Source organism: Bacillus sp. 16GRE42 (assembly GCF_019837435.1).
GTDB lineage: Bacteria > Bacillota > Bacilli > Bacillales > Bacillaceae_G > Bacillus_A > Bacillus_A wiedmannii.
The window spans coordinates 888,603-908,018 of sequence record NZ_JADAXF010000001.1; the positions used below are offsets into that span (position 1 = coordinate 888,603).

General features: G+C 35.4%; 14 protein-coding genes and 3 pseudogenes. 4 read left to right on the top strand and 13 right to left on the bottom strand.

The genetic code is table 11. From position 1 onward, the window contains the following. The first annotated feature begins 119 nt into the window (after positions 1 to 119). Positions 120 to 1,376 (top strand): ATP-binding protein, encoded by a 1,257-nt coding sequence (locus tag ILS93_RS04595; RefSeq protein ID WP_064475914.1) that lies wholly within the window; start codon positions 120 to 122, stop codon positions 1,374 to 1,376. A gap of 1,343 nt (positions 1,377 to 2,719) precedes the next feature. On the opposite strand, the gene ILS93_RS04600 is transcribed toward ILS93_RS04595, so the two are convergent. Beyond that, positions 2,720 to 2,887, bottom strand: coding sequence for a hypothetical protein (locus tag ILS93_RS04600; RefSeq protein WP_002137499.1), 168 nt, complete (start codon positions 2,885 to 2,887; stop codon positions 2,720 to 2,722). Positions 2,888 to 3,154: 267 nt separating this feature from the next. Between ILS93_RS04600 and ILS93_RS04605 the strand changes: the two genes are divergently transcribed. Next, complete coding sequence (locus tag ILS93_RS04605; RefSeq protein ID WP_048565956.1) at positions 3,155 to 3,787, top strand: lysozyme family protein; 633 nt, start codon at positions 3,155 to 3,157, stop codon at positions 3,785 to 3,787. A gap of 832 nt (positions 3,788 to 4,619) precedes the next feature. Here the strand turns inward: ILS93_RS04605 and ILS93_RS04610 are convergent. The 9 genes and pseudogenes from ILS93_RS04610 to ILS93_RS28645 all read right to left on the bottom strand — a co-directional run. After that, the gene (locus tag ILS93_RS04610) at positions 4,620 to 5,006 is read right to left on the bottom strand and encodes an NUDIX hydrolase (RefSeq protein ID WP_098103463.1); all 387 of its coding nucleotides are present in this window, start codon (positions 5,004 to 5,006) and stop codon (positions 4,620 to 4,622) included. A gap of 798 nt (positions 5,007 to 5,804) precedes the next feature. Beyond that, on the bottom strand, positions 5,805 to 6,782 hold the full coding sequence (locus ILS93_RS04615) for a DUF4179 domain-containing protein (protein ID WP_098103464.1): 978 nt from the start codon (positions 6,780 to 6,782) through the stop codon (positions 5,805 to 5,807). A gap of 3 nt (positions 6,783 to 6,785) precedes the next feature. Next, entirely contained in the window at positions 6,786 to 7,316 is a 531-nt protein-coding gene (locus ILS93_RS04620) for an RNA polymerase sigma factor SigX (protein WP_098103465.1), read from the bottom strand. A 403-nt stretch (positions 7,317 to 7,719) separates the two neighbouring features. Continuing rightward, entirely contained in the window at positions 7,720 to 8,064 is a 345-nt protein-coding gene (locus tag ILS93_RS04625; RefSeq protein ID WP_064475918.1) for a hypothetical protein, read from the bottom strand. A gap of 765 nt (positions 8,065 to 8,829) precedes the next feature. After that, positions 8,830 to 8,925, bottom strand: a pseudogene (locus tag ILS93_RS04630) (YjcZ family sporulation protein); the annotation flags it as partial. A gap of 293 nt (positions 8,926 to 9,218) precedes the next feature. Beyond that, complete coding sequence (locus ILS93_RS04635) at positions 9,219 to 10,199, bottom strand: alpha/beta hydrolase (protein ID WP_064475919.1); 981 nt, start codon at positions 10,197 to 10,199, stop codon at positions 9,219 to 9,221. A 182-nt stretch (positions 10,200 to 10,381) separates the two neighbouring features. Further along, a complete protein-coding gene (locus tag ILS93_RS04640; protein ID WP_064475920.1) occupies positions 10,382 to 11,749 on the bottom strand; it encodes a sensor histidine kinase in 1,368 nt (455 codons plus the stop codon). Beyond that, positions 11,746 to 12,420, bottom strand: coding sequence for a response regulator transcription factor (locus ILS93_RS04645; RefSeq protein WP_001142154.1), 675 nt, complete (start codon positions 12,418 to 12,420; stop codon positions 11,746 to 11,748). The genes ILS93_RS04640 and ILS93_RS04645 overlap by 4 nt, the downstream gene beginning before the upstream one ends. Positions 12,421 to 12,806: 386 nt before the next feature. Further along, positions 12,807 to 13,010: pseudogene (locus ILS93_RS28645) on the bottom strand (hypothetical protein); the annotation flags it as partial. Positions 13,011 to 13,124: 114 nt separating this feature from the next. On the opposite strand from ILS93_RS28645, the pseudogene ILS93_RS04650 reads away from it, so the two are divergent. Further along, positions 13,125 to 13,867 (top strand): annotated as a pseudogene (locus ILS93_RS04650) (NAD-dependent epimerase/dehydratase family protein). Positions 13,868 to 14,916: 1,049 nt separating this feature from the next. Here the strand turns inward: ILS93_RS04650 and ILS93_RS04655 are convergent. The 3 genes from ILS93_RS04655 to ILS93_RS04665 form a co-directional block, all read right to left on the bottom strand. Then, a complete protein-coding gene (locus ILS93_RS04655) occupies positions 14,917 to 15,855 on the bottom strand; it encodes an alpha/beta hydrolase (protein WP_064475922.1) in 939 nt (312 codons plus the stop codon). Between the two features lie 51 nt (positions 15,856 to 15,906). Beyond that, positions 15,907 to 16,980 (bottom strand): LLM class flavin-dependent oxidoreductase, encoded by a 1,074-nt coding sequence (locus ILS93_RS04660; protein ID WP_064475923.1) that lies wholly within the window; start codon positions 16,978 to 16,980, stop codon positions 15,907 to 15,909. A gap of 100 nt (positions 16,981 to 17,080) precedes the next feature. Next, entirely contained in the window at positions 17,081 to 18,340 is a 1,260-nt protein-coding gene (locus ILS93_RS04665) for an MFS transporter (protein ID WP_064475924.1), read from the bottom strand. A gap of 274 nt (positions 18,341 to 18,614) precedes the next feature. On the opposite strand from ILS93_RS04665, the gene ILS93_RS04670 reads away from it, so the two are divergent. Then, positions 18,615 to 19,196 (top strand): TetR/AcrR family transcriptional regulator, encoded by a 582-nt coding sequence (locus ILS93_RS04670; protein ID WP_002066413.1) that lies wholly within the window; start codon positions 18,615 to 18,617, stop codon positions 19,194 to 19,196. Positions 19,197 to 19,416 lie beyond the last annotated feature (220 nt).

A 19,416-nucleotide genomic window follows, 5' to 3' on the forward strand; every position in this document is an offset into this window, starting at 1 on the left:
AGCACTTTTTCAAGTGCCCTTCCTTTTCTTTTTTTAAAGATAGAAAATCTAATAAAATCAAACACCTAGATTAAACACAGACATAATCCTACTTACAAACTCTCAGAGAGGTATAAACTATGGGAATTCCTACACTATTATTAAATACATTTATTATTATTATTTGTATCCTTAGTTACCAAGTATTTTGGCTAGAACATAAAGAAAAAATGGCATGTAATAATATATTAATTTCTGTACTTTCCTCCATTGCAATTATTTTTTGTATGACTTTTCCTTTTCATTTACACGCTGGGTTCATTTATGATTTACGTTTTATTCCCATTATATTAGTTTTTCTATATGGAAATACAAAGAGCATTATTTGTATTGGAGTTTTATATCTTTCTTATAGATTTTACTTAGGTGGAAGCGGAGTCTTCCCATCATTTATTATCTTTACTATTATTTCTGTTATTACAATCATGTTTCGTTACTTGTCACCTACTTATTTCAAGGAAAAGAAGATATTATTAAGTATTCTACTTATTTTGATATGTACAACTTCCCTTTCTATCTGCGGTATTGTAACGCAAATAGATACAGGTGGTAAAATTGACTCTACTCTCATTGAATTTTTATTCAATTATATAATCATAAATATTTTCACAGTATTATTATCAGTTTATTTAATAGAAGGAATGATCAAGAAATATAAAATAAAAGAAAGAATGCAAAGAGCAGAAAAATTTTATATAGCTAGCGAACTAGCTGCATCGATCGCGCATGAAATTCATAATCCACTGACCACGGTACGTGGATTCACTCAATTACTAAATGAAGATGAGAGTGCTAAGATGTCTCAAGATAAGTACTTAGAAATTATGTTACTTGAAATGCAGCAAATACAATCTACTATTAATAACTATTTATCTTTAACCAAACCACAAAATATTATAAAAGAGGAACTAGATATTAATTACATATTAAATCAAGTGAAAGATAATATTTCACCACTCGCTCTTTCATATAATGTTGAAATAAAACAGCATATTACAACAGATTCCCTTTACATAAATGCTAATCCTGAAAAATTAAAAATATGTCTAACCAACATCATACAAAATGGAATTGAGGCTATGAAAAATGGTGGCGTATTACAAATAAATATACAAAAAATAAAAGATAATATTGTAATTGATATCATTGATACAGGAATAGGAATGTCTTCCCAACAAATAAAACGTATTGCCTTGCCATTTTATTCAACAACAGAAAAAGGTACTGGGCTTGGTACTATGATTGCGTACAGTATTATTAAAGAATTAAACGGAGATATAGAGATAGAAAGTGAACTAGGAAAAGGAACACACTTTTCTATCACTATCCCCTGCTAATATAATAGAAGATTTATTTAAATGATATTATTTTGTGGCTAATATACCCATATAAAAAGAGGACGTAACTATTCGTCCTCTTTTTGTATGGTTCTGGTGCAAAAATGTTAGTTAGAAACATAGAGTAGCAATTTCACAATTTATTCACAAGTACCGTTAAGCGCAAGTTTACGTTAAGTATGCTATTTGCATAATAATGTTTTCAAGAAAAAAGTAGCTGTACTTTTGTACAGCTACTTTTTTATGCAATAAATGCCCCTTTTATACTTTGAAATGTAATTTACAAACTACAATTTGACATAATTCTAATAGTATGGGATGTATATTTCTCCATAAAGCAACTTATTTTTATCTCTTTTAAATAATTTATTATATTATTTTCATCTACTTAGGCACAGAAACGTTTTGCAAAATCTTACTACTTTTTAGGAAAAACGTTTTTAGGGTACATTTTAAAATAGCTCTTTTTCTTTGAAATGTTTCTGTGCTTAATATTTAAATTATCTTATGACAAAATTTTCCGCAACTAATATGTTAAATGATTCATAATTATATATAATATGGAATATTTAAGTTAAATATTTCGTATTATACTCTATTAAATATAGCTTATTTAATTTATTAGTAATTAATTTATTAGTCTAAGTATGAATTATAAAGTATGTTCGTTTAAAATTGTCACAATATAATTTTATATTCGACGTTTTTAATTACTCGTGAAACATTTGCAAATGTTTTAACCGTTATGTATAAGGTAAATATCCCCTCTAAATATAAGATTTACTTAATTTAGATTCTTTCTCTCATAGTCGTAATGTCGAAAAAAGTCGAATTTTTATATTTTTTCTTTATTTTCTAGTTGTAAACGTTTTATTTTCATGTTACCATCTTAATCAAACATTAGATGGTAATAAAACTTAAAGTATTTCTTTCCCTTAGAGACATATAAACGTTCGGTAATACCATGAAAATAAGGCCAAAGAAATATGAGTTACCTGATAAAAGATTTAATAGGATTTTTACCACATTAATTTTCTGTTAATTCAGAATGTAACATTTTGTCCCTAAACAAAATTTAAATTTTAGTGTGGTAAACTCAAAAAGCTAAATCACCCACCCAAATTAACAAATGATATATCCTGTTATATCTAGCGATCAGTCATGAGAAATAGATTTCTTCCTAAGAAAACTTAGCCCATTAATAAAAAGTGTCTAAATTTCTATCTTTATTACCATCTATTGTTGATAACGTATTTACCAACTATAAAAAAGAACCTATTGAAGGTTCTTTTTTATTATAATCATTAGCACTTCAATTATTGATAATCATTGGTGTTGAACCTTTATTCTCTCACCTTATATAGTTTTCTTTTATTAACACTTGAAGACTTATTGAGGTACGGTTCTGATTTTAATTTTTTTTTTATTTTTAAGCGACTAATTTCCGAATGATGGGCCATCCACAGTTTTATATCTAATAAAGAAAGAATTATGTCTGTTTCAAGTGACATTTTGCTTACCTCCTTCTCTCTTATGGGTTATGTAGATAATATATCACTTGAATCTGAAGCCTTTAGAACACATAATGGATACCCTAAAAAATAGACTTTATTTTATCTTTATCTTATCTTTACCTTATCTTTAAATTTTTCTATTAAACTTAGCATTTAGAAAAAAATTTTCGAGTCTAAAAAAGCTGGGAAATAGAGAATTATTGAATTTTTTTAATAACCAGCCACCATTGAAAATAGGGTTTCTTGTAAAAGGAGGAGTAATATTTGAAGAATAAGAGAAAAGTACAAACTATTATATTATTCTTTATTAGTATTTTAGGGTTAGGAACAATAATCGGGATACTATATTTTAATGACAAAACCAATACTCAAAAAAATAAAGCGTTTGCTACCGAGGAACGTTTATTGCAATATGAGCCCATCATGAAAAAAGAATTAGAAAAATATAATTTGGGAGAAAAAACAGCAATTTTACTAGGAATTATGTACCACGAGAGTAGGGGTGAGGGCAACGACCCTATGCAATCTTCCGAATCACTTGGATTAAAGCCAAATGAAATCCAAGAGATAAACTTGAGCATTAAACAAGGGGTAAAGCACTTTGTTCAAATGTATAGATATGGAGAAGAAAAAGGTGTTAGTATGGAGACAATTATTCAAAGCTATAATATGGGGCCAGGCTATATTGATTTTATTGCCAATCAAGAAGCTAAACAACACTCGGAAGATACAGCTAAACAGTTTTCTAAGTTGAAAGTTGATCAGAATCCAGCTACATACACTTGTGGTGGAAATAAACAAAATTTTAGATATCCATATTGTTACGGTGATTTCACATATACAACAAAAGTGAATGAAAAAGCAAAACTTATTGAAAAACGCCTCCAAAAAAATTAAAATTGTATATATTTGTTTGAAGGAGTTTTCCATTTACTTTTATATGGTTTTTCATCAACTTTTATCCCCTCTTACCATCTAAATGTATATATACAACTATCGTATCATATTTCAATTTAAATACGGCTCTAGTTACATATTTCGCAAAAAATCTATCCAAAATATAAATAAAATCACCATTTTACATGAAATAGTATCCACTTAGCGAATTCATTAGGCATAAAAATAAATGTAGATTCAATAAAAAGAGAGCACCCTCTCTATTGGTGCTCTCAATGTGAATTGGGGTTGATCCTGAGCATTGAATAGGACACGAAGAACTCGTCCTGTTACATAATATTATGCTTGTCCATATTATAAATGTGCAATAAAAAAAGCACCCTCGCCCAGGCGCCAAGAGATACATATACGTTGAGGTAACTAACACGTTAGAAAAGGCCCTTCCATATCATTGTATGATTATCAATTATCTTTATACCTAGCAGACTCATTAAATACGTTTAATGTATCATTTCTATTAGTTTAACCATGCCTAATGCCATCCAATTCATGGTTAGTATTTTAAATAGACCAACGATGTATTATAATCCTTTATATACCCAAGGAGGTTTACTATGCTTAATTTTCATAAAACATTCCCCATCTTAGGATTCTTTTGGTTTTTATATAGTTTTATCGGCATCATCTTTTTATTACTATTCCTTAGCGTGTAGTAACAAAGCGTATAAATATATGTTTAATGTGTGATTTCTATTATCGGCTTTGTTAACTAACACTTAAATTATTTTAACAGCCTTTTGTTTAATTCCCACAAAGCTGTTTTGTTACTATCCTATTTTAAAAGCGTTACAGCTTCCTCAAAGCACAACCATTTATACTTGAAGTGTTCTTTAGATAATTTAATATTTTTTGTAGGAACTTTAACTCCAAAAGAAAATTCTTTTATTACATAAACATCTTCTCCCCAAAGAAATTCACCGACTACATACTCTACTGTTAGTGAAGACACAGAATCTAGTTTTATATAGGGACATTCTCTTATAATACCAGCCTCTTCAAACGTTTCCCGTTTTGCTGATTCAATAGGAGTCTCACCATCTTCTCCACCACCAGCTATTCCTTGCCAATAACCATAATCACTTCGATTAAAAATGCCATATTGAATGGAATCATCAGTTTTTATATAAGGAAATATCAATACTTGATACGGCGCTCTCATTGTTTAACCTCCTCTCGAAAAAATATGAACAATTTATTCACTAACTTGCTATTTTAGTAAATAAAGAGCCAACATCGAAATTCTACATTAATAATGCAGGTTTATGGTATCGGCTCTCCATTTTTTAAGAATTTTATTTTTCATAAATCGGTTTACTCTTAACGTGATAAAAACCTGCTTATTTCTTATTTAATTTGCTTAGCATGTTTTTTTCGAAATGCTGGCGGTATCACATGTTGACTAACCAGTCCAAATAGTCCCTAAAACGGTCATTTAAGGAACTTTATTTATATCTATCAAAACTGACTGAAATATGTTTAAAATTCAGTTCAAAAACTCATGAACAAAAACAAAGTTTTATATCAAACATCAAATATCGTTTATGGAACAATCTTAATGTACGGAAAACCAAGTTTTTCAAATAAAAAGTTCCTTAGCATACGAAATTCGCGTTATGTTGGCGGGACCCCATTGCCATCAAGTTAAGGTTTTGAAGTACCCCCTAAACGAAAAAATTCTTTCTCTATAGGGGAACCATATCAAAAAAGAAAATTGTAAGTTTAGACACATTTCAGATACAAAATAACCGATTCCTTATACGTTAAGGGACCGGTTATTTTTTTTCCTACTTTTTAGGAAGGTTTTTCTTGTAATGGTCTTAAATGATTGATTTAAGGTTATAAACTTAAATCATAAATAAAAGATACAGTAAAAACTATATAAGAAATAAATGTAACGAAAACAAGAAAACATATAAACTGAGCATTAGATACATATTGTTCTATTCTTTTTTTCATTTTAATTAGTATTATTTTTCAGATGTGAAGTATCAATTTGAATTTCACCTTTCCAAGATCCAATTACTTTTCCAATTCTATTTATATTTACATCTAAAGTAAGGGGCTGTTTAAAATCGTCTTTTCCTCCAGTAACTATAACAAATGTAGCAACACCTTCGGGTTTATCATTATCACGAATGCCTACATCATTTAATTTTTTACCTGCTGCCATAAGTTCAAAAGGAAGACGGTCATCTGAATCATGGATAAATGATAGTCTCCCTTCATGTTTAATCTCAGGGTTTTCCTCTTGTTGCCCATTAATTTTACCATCACTTTCGAGCTCTAATCCTGATGTATCAAATTCAAATGGTACTAAACTTCCGTCAGCTTTTTCCATTCTATAATGAACTGATATACGTGAATCTGCGATATATAATTCTTTGAAATGTACAGTAATACCTTGATCTGTAATTTTTTCATCAATAGGAATATATTTACCATTCTTCATCATATCTTGTGTGACACCATTTTCATCTTGTATTCCTTCATTTACAACTTTATCATTTGTAATTGCATCAGAAAAATATGAGGCAACATTTGTAGCCGCTACTTGTACTTGTGGAATCATTGCAGTTGTGAAAAGTGCTGCTGCAGCTACTGCTGTATACATGAAACGTTTTGATTTTTTACTCATGTTTGTAAAGAGTCCCTTCTTCTGTTGTTTTTTGTGATTTATATTAGAAACATTGTCTAGCTTGGAACGACTTTCAAATGTTTTCCATGCTTGTTCTATATCAATTTTGATTTCTTGTGGTGAATTTGCAGATTCTTCATCTAGCATTACGCTTTCCCATTGATTTAATTTGCTGATTTCTACTAATAAATCTTGGCATGCTTCACATGTATCTAGATGCTTTGTGAATTCCTTTCTTATATCATGAGGAAGTTCTCCATCAATATATGTTTGAATAAATCCGATATCATAACATTTCATTTGTTATGCCTCCTCCATTTGTTTATAAATCTTGCGAAATTTCATTTTGGCTCGGACCAATAATGTTCCAATAGAAGATATTTCAATTTGAAGTATTTCTGCAATTTCTTTATATTGAAAACCAGAGAATTTCATTAGTAAAAGGGTTCGTTCTCGATCATTCATTTTATTTAGTATCGTTTGTACCTTTGTAATTTCCTCTTTTCTTATCCAATCATCGTCTAATGATGAAACATTTTGTACTTCATGGTATTGTATTTCTTTATCAATCTTCGCTTGTTGCCTTTTTTCAGATCGCAAATGGTTATAAGCTACATAAGTAGAAGATTTAATCAACCATCCAGGTATGTTTTCAATTACTTTCCAGTCATTACGATATAATTGTAAAAATACTTCTTGTGCTAACTCTTCAGCGATAGATTGATCTTTAACAATCCATATAATCTGTTTCACAGCATAAGCATAGTACTGCTTAAATAAACCTTCAAAAGGCATATCAGAAGCATGACTTTCTTCATTTTTTATGGTTAACATGTTAGTTTAAACCTCACTTTCAATTTGATGCCTGTATTATAGAGAAACCAGAAAAACGGATTTTGTGACAGTTTTTCTGGTTATTTTTTTATTATGTACTAAAAAAACATTCATCTGATTAAAAGATAAATGCCAAAAGGGAAATAAAAACATAAAACTATAACTCTTGCAGTAGTTTTCTATTAATGGGGTACCGCCACATCGCTATCAAGCTAATAAAAAGAAATGCCCCCTAGAATGAAAAAAACGCCATCCTTTCCTATGATTCTACAGAAAGAATAACGTATTTTTTCATTTTAGTGGAACAATTAACCTCTTAAGTTGATGAGCATGCAGCAAGCCCCTTTAAAGGTAATATTGCGGTACCAGGCTGCCCTCTATACTGAAAAGGTAATATCACAACTCAAACTGCTATATTTATTTCCTGCCAAATACACTCTTTTTTATTAGCACGTTTCCATAAATATATGGTGTAGAAGAATAAAATTGCAATAATAACATATGCAAAAAGCGACGAGGCTTGAACATTCCCCATAAAATTAAAGAAATTATTAAAAGTGTGGAAAGTAATGTTCATAATAATTGATTGCTTATTTACGATAAGTAAGGACAGAACAAGTCCAATAAATTGTAATACCGGACTGGATGGCTTAGTAATAGTTTGATAGGCCCCGTTAAGCGTGTAAAAAATCATTAATAAAAATTCTAACCCAATAATTTTTAAAACAATATTCTGATTTACCTTCATCTAGAATTCTCTCCTATTTATCGATTTGAGCATTTTTCTTTTGGATTACTGCACTGTTACTATTTATGGATTAATAGTAACTTATTAATTCATCGAATAACTTACTGATATTTCAAAAAATATAGTATAAAACACTTTATTGTCCTCATGATAAGGTAAACAAATACCTCAAACGAGAAAATTGATCTCTTCAAATTGAAAATATATAAAATTCCTTTTTAGGGGTTATATATATTTTTTTAGTTGATGGCGATGTGATGAGACCCCATAAAGAAAAGACACCCTAAGGTGCCTTCCTCCGACTTGAACCACTTTAATTTAATACTATGTATTGGACATTAAGTAAACACGTCCTATAAAACAGAATCATTTATTTTCAACAGATTGTTAGTGTACAAATACAAGAGAATCAAGATCGTTTGTTTGGCTAGATTAAAGCAACTCCACACCTATATGGTTGAGATGTGTTACGCCTTCTAATCGGAGAATCAGCTTTATAGAACGTGTCCACAATTTATATTTTACTACATGTAATATTTATTTTATGTAGTTTTTACAAATATGTATAATTACATAAAATTCACGAGAAAAAGAGAGTATACTTTGATATTGTGTAATAAAGATAAGGCCCACCTACGGAAATAGGTGGGTTTTTTATTGGGCATTACTATCTCATTGCACAAAAGGGAATTTGCATTAAAATAATATCATATTCTTAGGGTTCTTATATTGAGAAAAAAGACACTCTTATGAGTGCCCCTTTTTTTAGTAACCGAATCCGCCGCTACCGCCGCCCCAACAACTACATCCTATAATGATTAACAGGATGAATAGAACGATCAGTAAAGCAAATCCGCCACCTAACTGTTTACGCTTAAAGACTAAAGTTACCTTTAGCCCTCCAAGACTCGCTACGAGCGAATGGCTAGTTCTTACTCGACGGGAATCCCACCCGTTATATGATACGACCTAGGCTCGGCCGCACACCTGCCTCGTTAGTTAATATGAAAATGCAACCCAATATCTTTCAGGCGAAAGTATAATCTTGGTTTGGAAATATACAACTGTTTGGACATAAAAAAGACCATCGAAATGATGGTCTTGCAGACTGTAGACAAATGCATAAAATAACGAATGAACCTTTCTCTGAACACTTACTTTACTTCTTTTATAAATAGTCTAACGTTTTCAGCGATTTCTTTGAATTTGGTATGGTGTAAATAATGTGATCCATCCATGGTTACTACTTTTCCATGTACCGAGTCTTTGATCTGCCCTTCATGCAGAGGTATCCATCCTGCTACATCTTCATTATTCGCTTGTACAAAGAGAAGAAGTGGAAGATTTTTAGGGAAGATTAAACCTTGAGCCCCTTTAAAATTAGACGAAATATGGTCCATCTCATTCAAGGTTGTGTCATTATACATGTTTTTATTCGAAATCATTTTCATTTGCTCTACGGTTTTTTCATCAAATGCCAGTCCAGCATAGGGGTCAGCACTAATTTTCATAGCCAATCTTAAGAGACCTGATTTTTTGAGATATGCAAACGTTTTTAATGGGAAATTGATATCCATACCCGGTTGTGTTGCAACACTGCTATCGATTCCGACAAATGCAGTCACCTCGTTTGGATATTTGTTCACATAATCAATTCCATAAATACCTGTAATGGAGTGGCCCATGAGCATGTATCTGTTAATATTAAGCTGCTGTAGAGCTTCATGAACTTCACTTACCATATTCTCCGTGGTTCGCTCTTTTACAGTTTCATCACTTAATCCATAACCGAAAGGCTCTACCGCAACAACTTTGTAAAATGGAGATAATTCATCGATAAGAAGCTTAAAATCAAGCCCTGGAGTAGCTGTTCCATAACCAGGCAGGAGCACGATTGTTTCCTCGCCCTCGCCTTGAATTAATACATTCATGTTTTTCCCGTCTACAGATACGTGCTGCCCGTAGGGCACTATTCGTTTTTGCTCCGAATGACTACTCATCACATTTACGATATAAACAATACCTAAAAAAAGTACAATGGCTAGAACGATTGCTCCTATGGTTTTAAGTAAGATGCTTCGCACTTTCTTTATTTTCATTCCACTCAGCGTTTTCTTTTCCTCTTGTTGTGTCACTGTCATCTTCTCCTGTCCTGATCTGTTTGCCTTCCTTTATGTGCCTGTAATGAAAACTTAATCAATGAAGATGTACTCACCATGACGACAATATGAACTGAATATGAACTGCAAAAAAAAAATGCTACGACTCATATGCAAGTAAGCTTGCATATGAGTCGTAGCATAGAGAATGAATCTAACTAATCTGTTGGTGTAGTGATTGGCAAAGTGACAATGAAGGTCGTTCCTTGACCAAGTTCACTTTTCACTCGGATGTCACCTTGATGAAGCGACACGATCTGTTTAACGATAGCAAGTCCCATACCACTTCCGTCATACTTGCGACTGTGGGAACGATCAGCCTTAAAAAAACGCTCGAATATACGCTTCTGGTCGTCAAGGTGAATACCAATACCAGTGTCGGATATTAGGATTGTCACGTTTTTGGTATCTTGTTTGATGCTTACGTTAATCACGCCGGCATCCTCGGAAAATTTGATGCTATTTCTGAGGATATTCGTCCAAACCTGATTTAACAGGTCATGATCAGCCGTTACTTTAACTGTCTGTAAATCAAGCTCGAAATGTATATCGCGAGCAGACCATTGTGGCTGGAGCGCCACAATTATCCGTCGGATTTGTTCATCGAGGCTGAGCGTGACGAGCCGCAGTTGCTTTGACTGCGATTCAAGAAAACTCAGCTTTAGCAGGTTATCGCTCATTTTGGACATCCTTTTCGCTTCAGCGATGATAATATCAAGATAACGGCTTCGTTCGTATTCTGAGAGGTCAACTTGCTTAAGCACTAGAGCATAACCGGATATCGAAGTGAGCGGAGACTGAACCTCGTGCGACACGTTCGTTACGAATTCCCTGCGCATCTGCTCAAGTTGCTGCAGATCGTGCATCATTTCTTCGAAGCTGCGAGCCAAAGTACCCAGCTCACTCGTTTGCTTAATATTCAACTTGACGTTGAAATCTCCAGATGCTATCCGCCTGGTCGCTTTTGTCAGCTTTTTTATCGGTCTTACCAGGAATACAGAGGCAACTAGAATCAATAAGCTTCCTGCAATCAACGAACATGTTGCAAAGACCACTGCCCACTTTGTGACAAAAGAGGCTGAAGGAGGGGCGAGCGCTTCCAAAAATATCGCTTTCGTTCCCATTTCCGTTTTCAACGGTAGCCCTAAGAGGACCGTGGCAATACCATTAGGAGTGTCCTGAACAACACCTCCATCTAATACTTTCTTTAGTTGCTCCATCGTCACAGGCGCAGGTTTGTGTCCGTGAAGTTTACCGTAAGACTTGAACTGACCCGTTGCTTCGTAAATTCGAATATAATAAGAATCGAGCTGCTTCATTTCACTTACGAACAAGTCCGCTTCACGTAACGGAAAGGTCTTGTAAATCCGGACGATGTCTTGGCCAAAGTTACGTAAGTTGATTTGAGCGTTTTCGTTCAATTTATCCTCGAATATCCAAGTTGACACCAAAAAAGAAATGATCGTGCCCCCGATGATGGAGACTAAAAATGTCAGGACAACACGTATATATAAGGATCTGATCATTCATAAACCTCAAGCCGATACCCAAGCCCGCGCACCGTTTCGATCCGAAAATCGGGTGTTGTCGCGAACCGTTCACGCAGCCGTTTAATATGTACGTCTACCGTTCGATCATCTCCGGCGTAATCGATACCCCAAATCTGATCGATCAACTGCACGCGCGTATAGACTTGTCCGGGTGTTCCAGCGAGCTTATACAGCAATTCGAACTCCTTTAGCGGCAACGTAAGCGACTCCGTCCCTTTCATCACCTTATAGGTCTGTCGATCAAGGATGACGTTCCCTAAATGGATCGTCTGCGTGGAGCCAATCTTGTATCGTTTGAGTAGTGCCCTAACACGAACCGTCAACTCTAACGGATCGAATGGTTTGGTTAAATAATCGTCCGTCCCAAGTTCGAAACCTTTCACTTTCTCCCATGTTTCTCCTCTCGCAGTCAGCATAAGTAAAGGTAGATCAGGATTGGCTCTTCGGAGCTCCTTGCTTAACGTCCAACCATCCATAATCGGCATCATAATGTCAAGTACGACAAGATCGACATTCGTTGAGATGTAGACAGCCAGTGCTTCCTTGCCATCCGCTGCTTCAGCTGTTGCGAATCCGTCGTTGCGTAGAAATAAACAGACGAGTTCGCGAATGTTCGCATCGTCGTCAGCAACTAGTATAGTAGGCATCGTTTCCCTCTTTTCCCTGTTTTCCACCGCATTATTTCAAGCAATCATTATACTATAAATTAACACGTATGTTGATTAACCAAAGTAATACAGTTTCTTGATTTATCGACCTGTAGAATTCAAGTGTTTCTTTCAAACTAATTTTCCACTCAATTGACAAGGCTTCACAAAAAAACAGGCGTGTGAAACCTGCAAATGACAAGCGTTTATTTTGTCTTTTGGCCTTATGCACGAAGAAATTTCAGCAAAGCATAGGCAATTATAGCTGTGAATAACTGATTGAACAACGCATTGGATGTTGTGCCAAACAATACGAAAACGTTCAAATTCAGCTAAATCCAGCGGAAAAATGATTCAATTTCCCAGCGCTATTTGTACATGGCGGCGATTCCTTCGGACAGATAGATTGGTAGAACACATATTCCCCAAACTACTCCAGTAATTACACCATCTGAAATAACACGTCCCATACCCACTAATTATTTTTCATCAAATGCGTAAATGCCGTGTCAACTTTGATTGCACATTCGTTCCAAATCATTATTTGTTAATTTAAGTGAACTATGGTCCTCCTCATGAATTTTATTCATGCCTCCATTATATTTCTTCGTTTTATTTAATGCCATTACCAACATACAATAAGTGCATGCTCTATTATATGACCCTTGACAAGGGATATATTTTTTATGGAAGGATAAAGTGAAATGCAAAAAATTTTAGTTACAGGTGCTGCAGGTAAGATTGGCCAAGATGTTACAAGATTCCTAGATAAGCAAGGGAATTACTAGTTACGGCTAGCAGATATTAACTTATCTGCTTTAGAAACTTTTAAAGATATAAATCATGAAATCATATATTTAGATATTTCTGATTTAGCTGCTTGTCAAGAATTTACGAAAGGGATAGATATAGTTATACACTTGGCAGGTAATCCTTCGCCAAATGCTGATTTTTATGGCTCCTTATTAGAAAATCATATAAAGGGAACCTATAATATTTTTAGAGCTGCTAGTGATAATAATGTATCCAAAGTGATAGTTGCTCCCAGTGCTCAAACAATTGAAGGCTATCCTTTGGATTATCAACCACATGCTTATTCACCCACGAGACCCAAAAATATGTACGGGATAAGTAAGTGTTTCGCATAGGCTGTTGCTTCTTACTTTGCTTATGAAGAAGGGTTACAAAGTCTTGCTATTCGTATAATAATCCATACGGTAAACCACTAACAGCTAGAGATATGAGTACATACTTAAACCCAGAAGATTTTATGGACCTTCTCTTAAAGTCGATGACGGCAAAGAACTTACCTCCATTTTCAATTTTACATGGTGTATCTAACAACAGGTTTAAACGAATTGATATTGAAGGAACAAGAAAGTTAGTTGGTTATAGCCCTAGTTCTGATGCTTTTGTACTAAGTGGTATTAAGTTCTTTGATTCTTGATAAATGCATATCTAGAAAAGAGATTATATTATTGTTATTTAGCTTTTATTTGTTCTATTTTCAATAGATACAGTTTATACAATCGTAATATCACAATTCCTTTATATAGGGCACACTATTCTTCTGTCTCATTTGTGGAACAACTCTATTGTCACCACTAGTTCCACAGATGTTCTTTTCCGTTTCAGCATAATGGGGTAGCACCATCAAAACGCGAATTTCGTACGCTAAGCAAAATTTCATAAGAAAAAGCCGATTTCCGGTACTCTAAGAGAATAATTGGCTTTTTACTGTTAAGTCGTTTGTAGTGATTGTAGGGAGTCTAATGATGCAATTTCTTTTATACTAAATCGGTATTTTCCTAGAATATTAATGTGTTCCCATTCTAATGGAGAAATATATTTCAATAATTCTTCATTAAGATGGGAATTAAATAACTCAACTTTCGCACCTATAAAATAAGCTGGGAGATTTAGCAATATTGAATTTAGAGTCTATCAATTGTGTACTGTACAACTTGAGTAAAATGAAAAGCACCTCGATTCTTGTTATAGTGAGATTACCTAGAAATCACTACCACCGAAGAGGTGCCTTAACTACAATAGCTCAAAATAACCAATATCATCAACTACCAAAAGAACTTAATTCTATTTTTTCCGAGCTTGAAATGAAGATCCAGCTAAGGATGCAGTCTATCGCTTCTTATAAACGGTGCCAATGTTCAATTGGCGCCCTTTCCTGCTGCTGTTTAGTATGAATGCGATTAAAAAAGTAACTCGACTTACGAAAAAAAACGCTCCAAAGTGTTGATTGTGCTTATCATCGTAACTGCAGTAAAAAAGTTGAATTGCTAGCACACTATTTTGACACCTTGGTTAACTATTCCACCTTTGCAGTATTTCCTGTTTTTAATCAATGAGTAAGGGGCAAAATTTAAAGTATATGGTGGCACTATTTGTACTTCTTTCTGTAATCTCTACTCATCGAATAAATTTAGAGCTATCACTCATGCCTTCAGTTGAACACCCCGATGACTGAACTAAGATAAGTTATGGATGAAGCGCCCGTGCCATCGCATCAAAATAATTCTGACTGGCACGCTGACTCACTTCGGCTTCAGGCACAAGTACTTCAAAGCAATGGAAGCAGCCGGGGTAGAGATGAAATTCAACATCTACTCCTGCTTGTGCAAGTCGTGTTACATATTCAATAATTTCATCTCGGAATAAATCGAGTTGACCTACACATGTATAAGTTGGCGGTAGTCCTGCTAAGTTGTCTGCTCTCGAAGGTACGGCATAGGGAGATTGTTCGTTAGTATCGTTCTTCTTTCCTAAGTACATATTCCAAGCCGTTAAATTGTTTGATCTATTCCATGTTGCATTTTCTTCTATAATCTCATAGCTTGATGGTGTTATGTTGTGGCTATCAAGCATCGGATACAGCGGCATCTGAAAAATAATAGATGGACCTCCTTTATCACGAGCCATTAATGCAAGCGCTGCTGTTAGCCCACCGCCTCCACTTGCGCCGGCGATCGCAACTCGATTTACATCAATTCCAAGCGAGTCTGCCTCATTTGTCATCCAAACCAAGCCTGCATAACAATCTTCAATAGCCGCTGGATAAGGGTTTTCGGGCGCAAGTCGATAATTGACAGACACAACAACGCATTCAGCAGTCTGAACAAAGCGTTCACACAAAACATCGTCCATATCAGGGTGGCCCATTACGTATCCACCACCGTGAATCCACAGCATAGCTGGAAGTTTATCAAGATTTTTCTCAACGGGTTCATAAATTTTAACTAACATCTCGCCGGCTGCGCCAGGAATCATTCGCTTGGTCATGTGTACAAGCTCTGATTTTTCCAAATGTGGATTCGACAAGAGACTTCGACTCACCTCTAAATCCCCCTCTAATTGAAAGCCTGGAAATTGTGAGAAAGCCTGTTTTAATTCTGGTAATACTCGACTGTCAATTTTCATATAAATTCCTCCAGTTAAATAATGAGACTTGATGCAATCCTTATCGAATAATTAGCGGAATAGATGTGTCTCCTGTTCTCCTTCAGCTTCCCATTTGGCAATTTCCTCTCTCACACGAGGGGCAACTTCTGTTCCAAGCAATTCTATGGCACGCATGACTTGATCATGTGGCATGGTACTTAATGGTACATACATCATAAAGCGTGTAATCCCTACATGCTTACGAAGATGGATGATTTTTTCGGCGACCGTATCTGGATCACCAACATACAACGCTCCTTCAAAACTTCGTGCAGTATCAAAGCTGGAACGATCATAATAAGGCCACCCCCGCTCTTTACCAAGTTTATTCATGCCTGCCTGAGTGGAAGGGAAAAATGTATCTGCTGCCAATTCCGTATTCTCTCCAACAAATCCAATCGAATGAGACCCCACCTGAAGTTTTGATACATCATGACCAGCGTGAGCCGCCGCTTTCTTATATAGTTGTACAATTCGTGCAAAGTGCATTGGGCTACCACCAATAATCGCCAGCATAAGTGGTAATCCCAGAAAACCGGCACGGATAGCAGATTCCTGATTCCCACCGCTACCAACCCATATCGGTAAAGGATTTTGAACAGGTCTTGGATACACACCTAAATTATTGATTGCCGGTCGATGTCTGCCTTCCCAAGTCACTTTTTCGGACTGACGTATTTTGAGCAGTAGGTCCAAATGTTCTTCAAACAGTTCATCATAGTCCTTCAATTCATAACCAAACAGTGGAAAAGATTCGATAAAGGAACCACGACCCGCCATAATCTCTGCACGTCCATTTGAAATGCCATCCAGTGTAGAGAAATCCTGAAAAACACGCACAGGATCAGCTGAAGAAAGCACGGTTACTGCACTCGCAAGCCTTATCTTTTTCGTTTGTGGTGCCGCCGCTGATAGAACCATCGCTGGAGAGGATGCTGCATAATCCTCCCTATGGTGCTCACCAACACCAAACACATCAAGTCCTACTTGATCAGCAAGAACGATTTCTTCAACAACTTCACGCAATCGCTGTGCGTGACTTATCACTTCACCACTATGAACATCTGGTTTCGTTTCTACAAAAGACGTAATACCTATTTCCATTTGTTATCTCTCCTAGTCTAATTAGATTTTAAGTCAAAAAAATTAATCATTTCCTTTATGGAAGTAACATGTTTCTCATATTGGCTAACACACGTTTATTTCATAAAATCTTAACTCGTCTGGTCATAGCCCAAAAAAGAAGAGCGAAAGCACTGACAGAGGCTCCGAGTAAGGAAACCCCTCCCCAGCCAAAGTGTGCGTATATTTGAGTCGAAGCAATTGAACCACCAGCACTGCCGATAGAATAAAAAACCATATATCCAGCAGTAAGTCGACTCCGTGCTTCTGTATGCAATGGAAGAATCATGGTTTGATTCGTGACATGTATTGCTTGTACGGCCAAATCAAGTAGAATTATCCCTATCACTAATGCGATTAATGACTGCTCCATATAGCTGATGAACAACCATGAAATCAATAATAGAGCTAAAGCAATGCCTGTCGTTCGTTGTCCGTAACCTTGATCGGCCAATTTCCCTGCCCGTGCCGCAGCTAAGGCTCCAGCCACACCTACAAGACCGAATGCACCAATTGCACTATGAGATAGAGCAATTGGCGGTGTACTAAGTGGCAGTACTAGTGAAGTCCACAAAATGCTGAAATCAGCAAAAATCAGCATGGCTAGAACGGAGCGAACGCGTAACGTTCGTTCTTGAATAAATAAAGTAAGCACCGATCTAATCAACTGAGGGTAGGATAGCGATTTTACCTCGCGCTCAACATTGGGCAACATCTTTATAAACATAAAAACCATCAAAAGCATGAGCGCAGCAGAAAATAGATATACAGAACGCCATCCCACAACATCTGTTAATATACCAGCAAAAGTACGTGCAAGAAGTATACCAATAACAATTCCACTTGTTACAATGCCAACGACACGTCCTCTTTCTCTAGGGGAAGCGATGGTCGCTGCAAACGCCACGAGAGTCTGTGTCACAACTGCAAGCAGACCCACCAAAGCCATACCTGCGAAAAGTACCATGCTGGAGGAAGCAGTACCAACTATAACCAGAGCTGTTGTAGATAATAGCATCTGACCGACAATTAGATGTCGCTGGTTTAGCAAATCTCCAAGTGGTACGAGTAGCAGTAAGCCCACTCCATAAAAAATTTGTGTAACGGTAATAACAACACCAATAATGGAATGGTTAATACCAAACTCATTAGATAGTTGATCAAGCAACGGCTGTGCAAAGTAAATATTGGCAACAGACATTCCACAGGCAGCCGCAAACAATAATGCCAAAGCGTGAGACATGGATGGCTGTTGATTCAAATTAGGTTTTGTTATGGAAGATTTATGACTTATCTTAGTGTAGAGTGGATCATCTTCTATATTTGTCTCTGTTTTGAACATACCTTGACCTCCAATCACATTAGATTTTTAATCATAACATACCGTTCGGTATAATATGATTACTGGTAAATATAACTTAGCCTTATTCATTCTGTCAACGATTTTTACACTAAAGTTAATGTTACATTAACTTAATGGAGCTTAATTTGACATGAAGAATGGCTAATTATATAATAATTACATACTGTCTGGTAATTAAAAAAATAATTGTAATTACCTACACACCTATCCTAAAACAATTAATAAAATCAAAGTTTGAAGAGGAGAATTCTTAATGGCAAGAACCCGTGAATTTGATGAGGATCAAGTTTTAGATGCAGCAATGCAGTTATTTTGGGAGAAAGGATATGAGGCTACCTCATTAAGTGATCTTACTTCCAGAATGGGCATTCAACGTCCTAGTATTTATTCGACTTTTGGAGATAAGAAAGAATTATTTGAAGCCGCACTTCGCAGGTATACAATGTCTCGGGCCTCTGATATACGAAATAGGCTTCAAAGTCACTCCTCTGTAAAAGAGGCATTTTCTATTTTCTTTGCCGATGTCGTCAATGAAGAATACGCAGGGGATCTTAGTAAAGGTTGTTTTTGTATCAATACAATGGTTGAACTAGCACCTCATGATGAGAGATTTGAAATTTTGACCAGAGAACATCAAATGTACCTCGCCGTCATTTTTCAGGAGACGATCGAACGAGGAATCCAATCAGGTGAGCTGGAATTCAACACAGATGCAAAGTCTTTGGCACAGGCACTGATTGTAGCGTTAATCGGTCTAACGGTTATGATGAAATCTCGCCCCCAACGTTCATTTGTGGACAATGTAATAGCAGCGACGCTCACATTACTTAAGTGACATAATTGTATTTAAAAGTACGAAAACCATACCTTTATAGGGGGAACATCAAATCTCCATCAAGCTACAATTTTATAGTACCCCCAGAACGAAATTTTGTGCTAACTTGTAACAAAAATGCTCATTTTTTCATTTCGGGGTAATTCTGAATTCTTAAGTTGATGGGTATGAGGGAGCACCACATGCCCATCAACTCAAAATCTCATACCACCTCCAGAAC